We start from the raw sequence: 11,579 nt of genomic DNA on the forward strand, positions 1-11,579 counted from the left end.
ATGAACCGGATTGTCCTGGCCATTCTCGCCCTGTTTGCAGGGCTCGCCGCGCAGGTTGCCCCTGCCGAGGCGCGGCTGTGCGGCAAGGTTGAGATTGGCGCGACGCTGGGGTTCAAGCCGGCCGCGCGGATCGTGGCGGTCCAGGCGGCTGAGCCGTTCCGGCCCGAACCCCGCCGCGAAGTGCGGGCCGAAGTTCCGGTACCCGATGCCTTGCCGCTGGTGTCGGCATTTGCCCCGGCCGTGCGCCTGGGCCCTGACCGCGCCCGCGAATAGCGCCGCCCAGACTTTCGCCTTGATCACAAGGCCGCGACGCCGTTTCCGGCGCCGCACACCCGTAATCATACCCCATTCAAATTGCAGGAATTTCTTATGATCGGCGCCATTGCTAAGCGCATTTTCGGTTCGTCCAACGACCGCTACGTTGCCAAGATTCTCAAAATCGTGAACCAGATCAACGCTTTCGAGCCGACACTGGAGGCGCTGAGCGATGCCGAGCTGACCGCCCAGACCGACAAGTTCCGCCGCCAGCTGGAAGAGGGCAAGACGCTTGACCAGATCTTGCCCGAAGCCTTTGCGACCGTGCGCGAAGCATCCAAGCGCGTGCTGGGCATGCGCCACTTCGACGTGCAGATGGTTGGCGGGATCGTGCTCCATCGCGGCGAGATTGCCGAAATGCGCACCGGCGAAGGCAAGACCCTGGTCGCGACGCTGGCGGTCTATCTGAACGCGATCGAGGGCAAGGGCGTCCATGTCGTGACGGTCAACGATTACCTGGCCCGTCGCGACGCCGAATGGATGGGGCAGATCTACAAGTTCCTGGGGCTGACCGTGGGGATCATCGTTCCCGACCTGCCCGAGGACGTGCGCCGCGAGGCCTATGCCAGCGATATCACCTATGCCACCAACAACGAGCTGGGCTTCGACTACCTGCGCGACAACATGAAGCACGAGCGCAGCCAGATGGTGCACCGTGAATTCAACTTTGCGATTGTCGATGAAGTGGACTCGATCCTGATCGACGAAGCGCGCACCCCGCTGATCATTTCCGGCCCGACCGACGACAAGAGCGACCAGTACATGGCGGTCGATGCCGTCGTGAAGCAGCTCACCCCCGATCTCTACGAGATGGACGAGAAGACCAAGAACATCACCCTGACCGAAGACGGGGTGGAATGGGCCGAGCGCCGGCTGGAGGAAGCCGGGCTGCTGGTCGGCTCGAACCTCTATGACGTCGAGAACACCCAGATCGTTCACCACCTTGACCAGAGCCTGAAGGCGGTGGTGATGTTCAGGCGCGACATCGACTATGTGGTCGAAGGCGGCAAGGTGATCATCATCGACGAATTCACCGGCCGCAAGATGAATGGCCGGCGCTGGTCGAACGGGCTGCACCAGGCGGTCGAAGCCAAGGAAGGGGTCCAGATCGAGCCCGAGAACCAGACCATGGCCTCGATCACTTTCCAGAACTATTTCCGGATGTATCCCAAGCTGGGCGGCATGACCGGCACCGCCGCCACCGAGGCGGCCGAATTCCATGACATCTACAAGATGAACGTGGTGACCATTCCCACCAACGTCCCGGTCAAGCGCGATGACCAGGAAGACGAGTTCTACAAGAACACCCACGACAAGTTTGGTGCGATCGCCAAGCTGATCAAGGAACGCAGCGAGCAGGGCCAGCCGGTGCTGGTCGGCACCGTCTCGATCGAGAAGAGCGAGCTGCTGAGCGAATTCCTGCAGAAGGAAGGGGTCAAGCACAACGTGCTGAACGCCCGCTTCCACGAAATGGAAGCCCACATCGTCGCCCAGGCCGGGCGGCTTGGCGCGGTGACCGTGGCCACCAACATGGCCGGCCGCGGGACCGACATCAAGCTGGGCGGCAACGTGGAATTCCGGATCGACGATGAACTGCGCGACATGCCCGAGGGCGCCGAGCGCGAAGCCGCGATCGAACGGATCAAGGCTGAGGTTGAGGCCGAGAAGGACCAGGTGCTGGCCGCCGGCGGGCTCTGCGTGATCGGCACCGAGCGCCACGAAAGCCGGCGCATCGACAACCAGCTGCGCGGCCGTTCGGGGCGTCAGGGTGACCCGGGCATGTCGAAGTTCTACCTCTGTCTCGAAGACGACCTGCTGCGGATCTTTGGTCCCGACACGCTGTTTTCGAAGATGATGAATTCGAACCTGGCCGACGGCGAATCGATCGGTTCGCGCTGGCTGTCGAAGGCGATCGAGACCGCGCAGAAGAAGGTCGAGGCGCGCAACTACGACATCCGCAAGCAGGTGGTCGAATACGATGACGTGATGAACGACCAGCGCAAGGTGATCTACGAACAGCGCGCCGACATCATGGATGCCGAAGCGCTGGAAGACGTGGTCGAGGACATGCGCCACGATACGGTCAACACGCTGGTCGGCGATGCCTGCCCGCCGGGATCCTATCCCGAACAGTGGGACATCGAGAGCCTGCGCGAGCGGGTGCTTGAAACGCTGGGCCTCGACCTGCCGATCCAGGACTGGCTGAGCCAGGACGGGATCGAGCCCGAGGATATCGAACAGCGCATTGCCGAGGCCGCCGATGCCAAGATGGCGGCCAAGGTGGGCGAGGACAGCGCGATTTGGCGGCAGGTCGAAAAGCAGATCCTGCTCGACCGGCTCGACCACTACTGGAAGGAACACCTCGCCACGCTCGACGCGCTGCGCCAGGTGGTGTTCCTGCGCGCCTATGCCCAGAAGACCCCGATCAACGAATACAAGCAGGAAGCCTTTGGCCTGTTCGAAAAGATGCTTGAGGCGATCCGGGTCGATGTCACCAAGATCCTGATGAACAGCGAACTGCGCATGCCTGAACCGGTTGAGTTGCCCGAGCTGCCCGAGTTTCTGACCAGCCACATCGATCCCTTCACCGGCGAGAACGATGGGGCAACGCCTGGCGCGGCGGCCATGCTCAGCGCACTGGGCGGAGCCGAGGTTTCGGCGGCGAGCGCCATGCTGGCCAAGCCCGGCGAGGATCCCTATGCCGACATGGGCCTGTCGCGCAACGCGCCGTGCCCGTGCGGATCGGGCGAGAAGTACAAGCACTGCCACGGGGCTGCCGGCTAAGCCCCAGCCATGACGATCTGGCTGATCCCCGCCTTCTTCGCGACCGCGCTGCTCTATGCCTCGGTCGGGTTTGGCGGGGGATCGACCTATAATGCGCTGTTGAGCCTGGCCGGGTTCGACTATCGCCTGCTGCCGATCATCAGCCTGTGCTGCAACGTGGTGGTGGTCAGCGGCGGCACGATCCGCTTTGCCCGGGCCGGGGTGGTGCCGTGGAAGGGCGCGCTGGTGCTGTCGGCGATTGCCGCGCCGCTGGCCTTCCTGGGCGGCTATACCCCGATCAGGGAAGCGACCTTCCTGATTCTGCTGGGGCTGAGCCTGATTGCGGCGGGCCTGGCACTGTTCCTGCCGCGCGCCGATGATGCGGCGAGCGGACCAGCACCCGCCGCGCGCTGGGTCTGGCTGGCCTCTGCGCCGCTGGGCTATCTGGCCGGGCTGGTCGGGATCGGCGGCGGGATCTTCCTGGCCCCGCTGCTGCATTTCACCCGCTGGGCGCAGGGCAAGGCGATCGCCGCCACGACCAGCCTGTTCATCCTGATCAATTCACTCGCCGGGCTCTATGGCCAGGCCAGCAAGCATGGCGCGGGCGTGTTCGGCGAAGCGCTGGGCGGGGCCCTGCCGCTGCTGGTGGCCGTGGTGTTGGGTGGTCAGCTGGGCAGCCAGCTGGCGATCCGCCTGCTGCCCGAACGCATGATCCGCTGGCTTACCGCCGCGCTGACCATCTGGGCAGGCGGGCAGCTGCTGTGGAAGCAGCTGCTGGCCTGATCGGCCTGTGGCGATTTTGGAAAATCTGGCTCCCCGAGTAGGATTCGAACCTACGACCAAGTGATTAACAGTCACCTACTCTACCGCTGAGCTATCGGGGAGCAGCCCGTCAGGCAGGGGTGCGCCTATAACAGCGCGATTCCGTTTGGCAAGCGGGTCTGCGGACTAAAATTGAAACTGTTCGGCAAAAATTCGCTCTTCCAGCGTTTTGCCGGGGTCGAACAGCAGGGTCAGCTGCTTGTCGCGCGCGACCTTGACCTTGACCGACAGGATATCTCGCAGTTCCTTCTGGTCGGCCACCGCCGCGACCGGGCGCTTGTCAGGGTCGAGCACGCGGAATTCGATCTCGTAATGATCGGGGATGATCGCCCCGCGCCAGCGCCGCGGGCGGAACGGGCTGATCGGGGTCAGCGCCAGCATGGCCGAGCCAAGCGGCAGGATCGGGCCATTGGCCGAAAGGTTATAGGCGGTCGATCCCGCCGGGGTCGCCACCAGGATGCCGTCGCAATGCAGTTCGGGCACCCGGACCTTGGCATTGACCGAAATCTCGAGCCGCGCGGTCTGGCGGGTTTCGCGCAGCAGCGACACTTCGTTGATCGCGCAGACGCTCTCCTGCTTGCCGCTGCCGGTGGTCGCGGTCATTTCCAGCGGGGTGACCGCCAGCCCCCTGGCCCGGGCGACGCGTTCGGCCAGCGGACGGGCGCTCTTGGGCCGGTTCATCAGAAAGCCCACGGTGCCCAGGTTCAGGCCATAGGCCGGGATCACCCGGCCGGCGTCGATCATCTGGTGCAGCGCGTGGAGCATCTGCCCGTCGCCGCCGATCACCACCGCGACATCGGCTTCGTCAAACGGCACGAAGTCGTTCTCCGCACGCAGCGCGTCGGCGGCTTCCTGGGCTCGATCGGTGTCCGAAACCAGCAGGGCAAGGCGGGGCAGCTTGGGCATCGGCGCAGGCATTACGGCACGAATCCGCGCGGGCCAAACACTTTGGTAGGCAATCGCTGCTAAGGCCGGGCACGATGAGCGCCATGCACCCTGATCATTTCGCGGCGAAAAGCGACCCGCTGACCGGCCTGGCCGGGCGCGAGGCCGCGGCTGCGCGGCTGGGGGAATGGCTGGGCCACGGCGAGAAGGTGCATGCGCTGCTGATCGGCCTTCGCCGCTTCGACGCGCTGAACCTGGCCTATGGCACTGCGGCGGGCGACATGGTGCTGGGCGAGGTGGCGCAGCGGCTCAAGCACTTTGCCGCCGATGAACTTGAAGGCGCGTGGCTGGCGGCGCGCAGCGGCGGCGATGAATTCCTGCTGCTGGCCACCGAACCGTGCAGCCGCGAACGCTGGCAACTGGCCGCCGGGCAATTGCTCGAAGCGCTGGCCCGGCCGATCGCGACCAGCTGGGGCACCATGCGGCTGTCCCCGCGCGGCGCGCTGCTGCGCGGGATCGAGGGTGACAACGCCGCCACCGTGCTCGACCGGTTGGGCCAGACGCTTGATCAGGCCATGGGCCAGTCGGCGCGGCGGCTGGTCTGGGCCGATGGCGAGGCGACCCGTTCTGGGCTCAGCGCGGCGCAGCTTGAGGCCGACCTGCTCCATGCGCTCGATCGCGGCGAGATCGAGGTGTTCTACCAGCCGCAGTTCTCGTGCCGCGACGATCGGCTGACCGGAGGCGAGGCGCTGGCGCGCTGGAACCACCCCAGCCTGGGGCGGATCGGCGCCGGGGCGCTGTTCGCGATTGCCGAGCGGGCCGACCATGTCGCCCAGCTATCGCAGCATATCGCCCGGCTGGCCCTGCAGGGCGCGCGCGACTGGCCGATGGATCTGCGCCTGTCGCTCAACGTCACGCCCAATGATCTGGCCAGCCCGGCCTTCGCGCTGGATTTCGGCGCGCTGGTTAAGCGTTCAAAGTTTCCCGCCTGGCGGCTGACGCTGGAAGTGACCGAGCAGGTGCTGCTGGCCGATGTCGCCCATGCCTCGCTGGCGCTGGGCGAGCTGGCGCGGCAGGGGATGCGGATCGCGCTCGACGATTTCGGCGCGGGCTTCTGCAACTTCCGCTACCTCAAGCTGCTGCCGCTGCACTACCTCAAGCTTGACCGCTCGATGATCGAAGGCGTGGCCGGCGATGCCCGCGACCTGGCGGTGCTGCGCGCGATCCTGGCCATGGCCGGGGCGCTTGACCTCAAGGTGATTGCCGAAGGGGTCGAAAACGAAGCCCAGCGCGCGCTGGCCGCGAGCGAGGGCTGCGCCTTCTATCAGGGCTTCCTGCGTGCCCAGCCGATGGGCGCGGCGGAATTCCTCGAACTGGCGCGGGGATAGATCCAGCTCCTTCCCCCATCAAGGGGGAAGAAGCAGGTCCTTACTTCGCCTTCCGCGCAATCGCGCTCAGCCCCTTGGTCAGCTGGAACAGCCCGTTCAGGCGCGCTTCGGCGCTGCCCCAGGCGCGGGTGACCGCGATCTTGCTGTCGGGGCGCAGCTTGATCGTGCCTTCCAGCCGCGCGGCATAGGCGATCAGGCCGGCCGGATCGGGGAACTTGTCCTCGTGGAAGCTGACCAGCGTACCCTTGGCGCCGACGTCGATCTTGGCAATGTTCGCCTCGATCGCCTGACGCTTGATCTGAATCAGCCTGACCAGGTTGGCGGTGGGGACGGGCAGCGGGCCGAAGCGGTCGATCATTTCGGCCGAGATGCTCTCGATCTCGGCCTGGTCCTCGGCATCGTTGAGGCGGCGATAGAGCGCCATGCGCACCGCCAGGTCGGGCACATAGTCCTCGGGGATCATGATCGGCGCATCGACAGTGATTTGCGGCGAAAGCGCGTGGCGTTCCTTGGCCATGCCCAGATCGCCCGCCTTGGCCGCCAGGATCGCGTCTTCCAGCATCGACTGGTACAGTTCGAACCCGACCTCGCGGATATGCCCGGACTGCTCGTCGCCCAGCAGATTGCCCGCGCCGCGAATGTCGAGATCGTGGCTGGCCAGCTGGAACCCCGCGCCCAGGCTGTCGAGATCGCCCAGTACCTTGAGCCGCTTTTCCGCCACTTCGGACAATTGCATGTCGGCCGGAGTGGTGAGGTAGGCATAGGCGCGCAGCTTCGAGCGGCCGACCCGCCCGCGCAGCTGGTACAACTGGGCCAGACCAAACCGGTCGGCGCGGTGGATGATGATCGTGTTGGCGCTGGGGATGTCCAGCCCGCTTTCGACGATCGTGGTCGATAGCAGCACTTCGTACTTCTTTTCGTAGAAGGCGCTCATCCGCTCTTCCACTTCGCCCGCTGCCATCTGCCCGTGGGCGGTGACGAAGCGCACTTCGGGCACGGTATCGCGCAGCCACTGCTCGATCTCGTCCATATCGGCGATCCGGGGGACGACGATGAAGCTCTGTCCGCCGCGATGGTGTTCGCGCAGCAGGGCTTCGCGCATCACCATATGGTCCCATTCCATCACATAGGTGCGCACCGCCAGCCGATCGACCGGCGCGGTCTGGATGGTGGACAGTTCGCGCAGCCCGCTCATCGCCATCTGCAAGGTGCGCGGGATCGGCGTGGCGGTAAGGGTGAGCACGTGGACATTGGCGCGCAATTGCTTGAGCGCTTCCTTGTGTCCCACGCCAAAGCGCTGTTCTTCGTCAACGATAACAAGCCCCAGCCGCTTGAACTTCAGGCTTTTTGCCAGCAGCGCATGGGTGCCGATCACCACATCGACTGTGCCTTCGGCCAGCCCTTCCTTGGTCAGCTTGGCCTCACGATCCCCGACCAGCCGCGACAGCCGTCCGACCCTGAGCGGGAAATTGCCAAAGCGCTCGGTGAAATTGGTGTAGTGCTGGCGCGCGAGCAGGGTGGTGGGGGCGATCACCGCCACCTGCTGTCCGGCCATGGCTGCGACGAAGGCGGCGCGCAGCGCCACCTCGGTCTTGCCGAAACCGACATCGCCGCAGACCAGCCGGTCCATCGGCTTGCCCTCGGCCAGATCGCCCAGCACATCCTCGATCGCGGCTTCCTGGTCTTCGGTTTCCTGCCAGGGGAAGCGTTCGACGAACTGGTCATAGGCACCCTGTTCGGGAAGCAGCGCGGGCGCCGTGCGCAATGCGCGCTGGGCCGCGGTCCTGAGCAGTTCGTGCGCAATCTCGCGGATCCGCTCTTTCAGGCGGCTCTTGCGTTTCTGCCAACCTTCGCCGCCCAGCCGGTCCAGCGCGACGAATTCCGCATCGGAGCCATAGCGCGAGAGGACATCGATGTTCTCGACCGGGACATAAAGCTTGTCGCCGCCGGCATATTCCAGCGCAACGCAATCGTGCGGGCTTTGCCCGACCGGGATCGATTGCAGCCCGATATAGCGGCTGATCCCGTGTTCCATGTGGACCACCAGATCGCCCGGGGTCAGCGCGGCCAGTTCGGCCAGGAAGGCATCGGCACCCTTGCGGCGCTTCTTGCGGCGGACCAGCCGGTCGCCCAGAATGTCCTGCTCGGTAACCAGCTCGATCTCGGCGCTGGAGAACCCGCTTTCCAACGGCAGCACCAGCGCCACCGGCGATCCCTTGGCGGCGAGCCCCAGCGCTTCCTGCCAGGTATCGGCGAGGACCGGGGCAGGGCGCACCGCTTCGCCCAGGATCGCCGCGATCCGCGCGCGGCTGCCTTCGGAATAGGCCGCGATCAGCGCCTTCTTGCCCTGCGCGGCCTGCCCGGTCAGGAAGCGGGCGGCGGCTTCATAGACGTTATCGCCGCGCGCGCGTTCGGGCGCGAACGAGCGGCTGCCGGAAAAGCCGAAATCGAGCGTGCCGGGGCCTTCGGGCTGGGCGAAGATATCGGCGCGGTGAACCGGATGGCCGGCCAGCGCGGCATCGAATTCGCCGCGCGACAGGTAAAGCGCGTCAGGCTCCATCGGCCGGTAGGAGCCGGCCGCCTTGCCGCTGCTCTCGGTGCGCGAGGTGAAATAGTCGGCCACATCGCCCAGCCGCTCTTCCGCCGCGCCCAGCGCCGCGCTGTCGATCAGCAGGGTGTCGTCAGCGCTGAGGTGGTCGAACAGGCTGACCAGCCGGTCCTCGAACAGCGGCAGCCAGTGCTCCATCCCCGCCAGCCGGCGTCCGTCGCTGACCGCCTGGTACAGCGGATCGCCGGTGGCATTGGCACCGAATTTCTCGCGGTAGCGGCTGCGGAAGCGCTTGATGCTGTCCTCGTCGAGCAGCACTTCGCTGGCCGGCAGCAGCACGTGTTCGGCAACCACTCCGGTCGAGCGCTGGGTGTTGGGATCGAACAGCCGCAGCGTTTCCAGCTCGTCGCCAAAGAAATCGAGCCGCAGCCCCATGTCGAGCCCCGAGGGGAAGATATCGAAGATCGACCCGCGCACCGCGAATTCGCCGGCGTCGGCCACGGTATCGGTGCGCGAATAGCCCTGCCGCTGCAGCAGCGCGATCAGGCTTTCGCGGCCGATCTCGATCCCGGCTTTCAGCACCCGCACGTTCTCGCGCACCCGGAACGGGGTCAGCACGCGTTGCAGCAGCGCGTTGATCGTGGTGACGAACAGCTGCGGGCCTTTTCTGGGCAGTTGCAGCTTCTGCAGCGCCGCCAGCCGCCGCGCGCTGACCGACAGGGCCGGGCTGGCGCGGTCATAGGGCAGGCAGTCCCACGCCGGGAAGGCAATCACGTCCAGCTCGGGCGCGAAGAACTGCGCGGTATCGGCGATCCCTTGCATCGCCGCTTCGTCGGGCGCGATGAATACGGCGCGGCCCTTTGCGGCGCGGGCCAGGTCGGCCAGCACCAGCGGCTGCGCGCCCCGGGCCAGCGCGGCCAGCGTCAGCGGGGTCTTGGCGGACAGGATTTTCTGGAAATCGGGCATCACTCACGCAACGGCAATTGCCCCGCGTGCCGTTTTTGCGGCCAGCGGGGTGGGGATTCGGAAGCGGTGCCTTAGCGCTTCAGCGCGGGATTTCAACGAAATCGAGCTTGCGGAACGCATCCATCTGCGCGCCCTGGTATTTCTCGGGCACGTCCATGGTGCCCAGCGCCCATGCCATGATTTCGACATCCTCTTCGTCAAGAAGCGCCTCGAACCAGGCCAGCTCTGCTTCGGTCCAGCCCTGGTGGTGGACATCGAAGAAGCACCCGATCATGTAATCGGCCTCGCGCGTGCCGCGATGCCAGGCGCGGAATTTCAGCCGCTTGATTCGGGATGTGTCGCTCATGTCTGGCGCTTAGGGGAGAGGGGACCGGGCCGCAAGGCACCGGCCCAAGGGAGGAACATCGTGCGTTCGAATGACAATGACTTTGCCGCGCTGGACCTGGCCGCGCGGCTGGCCGCCGAATACCGCCGCGCCGTGGCTGCGGCTCCGGCCAATCCGGCGGTGGGTTATGGCGAGGTCCACGCCCGGTTTGACCGGCCGGTGCCCGACGAGGGCTGCGACGCGCTTGACCTGATCGCGGAACTCGATCGCGGTGCGCGCGATGGCCTGCGCCCGATCGTCGCGCCGCGGTTCTATGCCTGGGTCAACGGCAGCTCGCACCTGGCGGGCGTCGCGGCTGACTGGCTGACTTCGGCCTGGGGCCAGAACTGCGCGGGGATCCCGATGACCCCGGCGGGGTCGGCGGTAGAGGCGGTGGCGGCGCGCTGGCTGCTTGAACTGCTTGACCTGCCGGCCGAAAGCTCGGTCGGGCTGGTTTCGGGCGCGACGATCGCCAACACGGTGGGCCTGGCCGCCGCGCGCGGTGAACAGCTGCGCAAGGCCGGCTGGAATGTCGAGGATGACGGGCTTTACGGCGCGCCGCCGCTGCGCGTGCTGGTGGGCGCCGATGCGCACAACACGGTCTTTTCCGGGCTGCGCTATCTGGGGCTGGGCGAAAAGCGGGTCGAGAGGATCGCCACTGACGATCTGGGACGGATGCTTCCCGCCGATCTGGAACGCGCGCTGAAAGGGCATAGCGGCCCGCTGATCGTGATCGGCCAGGCCGGGCAGATCAACACCGGGGTCAGCGATCCGTTTGCCGAAACCGCGCCGCTGGTCCACGCGGCGGGCGGCTGGCTGCATGTCGATGGGGCATTCGGGCTGTGGGCGCGGGCCAGCGCGCAGCATCGCCATCTGCTGGCCGGGATCGAGCAGTGCGATTCGTGGGCGACCGATGGGCACAAATGGCTGCAGACGCCCTATGACTGCGGCTTCGTGATCGTCCGCCACGAAGCGGCGCACCGCCAGGCGATGGACATGCAGGCCAGTTATCTGACCCGCGATGATCGCAGCTTCCGCCATCCCGGCGCCTATGTGCCCGAACTGTCGCGCCGCTCGCGCGGGTTCGCGGCCTGGGCAATGATGCGGCGGCTGGGCCGTGCGGGGGTCGCCCGGATGGTGGAAGAGGACGTGCGGCTGGCGCAGGTCATGGCGCGCGGCATGGCTGAAATCCCCGGCGTCAGCGTGCTCAACCAGCCCGAACTCAACCAGTTTGTGGTCCGCTTTGGTGAAGAGCACGGCCCTGAAGTGGCCGACCGGCTGACCCAGGCGACGGTCGATCAGATCCAGCGCGATGCGATAGCCTTCATGGGCACCGCGCTGTGGCGCGGGCGGCTGGTGATGCGCATGTCGGTCTGCTCGATCGCCACCACCGACGAGGATGCCGCGATCACCATCGAGGCGGTGCGCAGCGCCTGGGCCAGGGTGCAGGCGGCTGAATAGGTCCATCCCGGCAATCGCGCTCCTCTGGCGGAGCGAACGAATTTCGATTTGGCGACAGTGGTTCGAT

The 11,579-nt window shown here is 66.1% G+C and carries 8 protein-coding genes and 1 tRNA gene; 5 read left to right on the forward strand and 4 right to left on the reverse strand.

Annotated features, from left to right (window positions below; all coding sequences use genetic code 11):
- The 3 genes from IT549_RS08010 (at position 1) to IT549_RS08020 (ending at position 3,861) form a co-directional block, all read left to right on the forward strand.
- Complete coding sequence (locus IT549_RS08010) at positions 1-273, forward strand: hypothetical protein (protein WP_292971767.1); 273 nt, start codon at positions 1-3, stop codon at positions 271-273.
- 96 nt (positions 274-369) lie between these two features.
- Positions 370-3,099: a preprotein translocase subunit SecA gene (gene secA / locus IT549_RS08015; protein WP_292971769.1), complete on the forward strand. Its 2,730-nt coding sequence runs from the start codon at positions 370-372 to the stop codon at positions 3,097-3,099.
- 9 nt (positions 3,100-3,108) lie between these two features.
- The gene (locus IT549_RS08020) at positions 3,109-3,861 is read left to right on the forward strand and encodes a sulfite exporter TauE/SafE family protein (protein ID WP_292971771.1); all 753 of its coding nucleotides are present in this window, start codon (positions 3,109-3,111) and stop codon (positions 3,859-3,861) included.
- A 26-nt stretch (positions 3,862-3,887) separates the two neighbouring features.
- On the opposite strand, the gene IT549_RS08025 is transcribed toward IT549_RS08020, so the two are convergent.
- Positions 3,888-3,962, reverse strand: a tRNA-Asn gene (locus IT549_RS08025).
- A 64-nt stretch (positions 3,963-4,026) separates the two neighbouring features.
- Positions 4,027-4,806, reverse strand: a complete 780-nt coding sequence (locus IT549_RS08030) for an NAD kinase (protein ID WP_292971773.1) — start codon at positions 4,804-4,806, stop codon at positions 4,027-4,029.
- A 74-nt stretch (positions 4,807-4,880) separates the two neighbouring features.
- Here IT549_RS08030 and IT549_RS08035 point away from each other — a divergent pair, with 74 nt between their 5' ends.
- A complete protein-coding gene (locus IT549_RS08035) occupies positions 4,881-6,173 on the forward strand; it encodes a GGDEF domain-containing phosphodiesterase (protein WP_292971775.1) in 1,293 nt (430 codons plus the stop codon).
- Positions 6,174-6,213: 40 nt separating this feature from the next.
- Here IT549_RS08035 and mfd read toward each other — a convergent pair whose 3' ends face one another.
- Entirely contained in the window at positions 6,214-9,687 is a 3,474-nt protein-coding gene (mfd, locus tag IT549_RS08040; protein ID WP_292971777.1) for a transcription-repair coupling factor, read from the reverse strand.
- 79 nt (positions 9,688-9,766) lie between these two features.
- Positions 9,767-10,033, reverse strand: coding sequence for a succinate dehydrogenase assembly factor 2 (locus IT549_RS08045; RefSeq protein WP_292971779.1), 267 nt, complete (start codon positions 10,031-10,033; stop codon positions 9,767-9,769).
- Between the two features lie 60 nt (positions 10,034-10,093).
- Between IT549_RS08045 and IT549_RS08050 the strand changes: the two genes are divergently transcribed.
- Positions 10,094-11,512, forward strand: coding sequence for a pyridoxal-dependent decarboxylase (locus IT549_RS08050; RefSeq protein WP_292971781.1), 1,419 nt, complete (start codon positions 10,094-10,096; stop codon positions 11,510-11,512).
- Positions 11,513-11,579: the final 67 nt, after the last annotated feature.

This window comes from Novosphingobium sp. (assembly GCF_020852455.1).
Taxonomy (GTDB): Bacteria; Pseudomonadota; Alphaproteobacteria; order Sphingomonadales; family Sphingomonadaceae; genus Novosphingobium.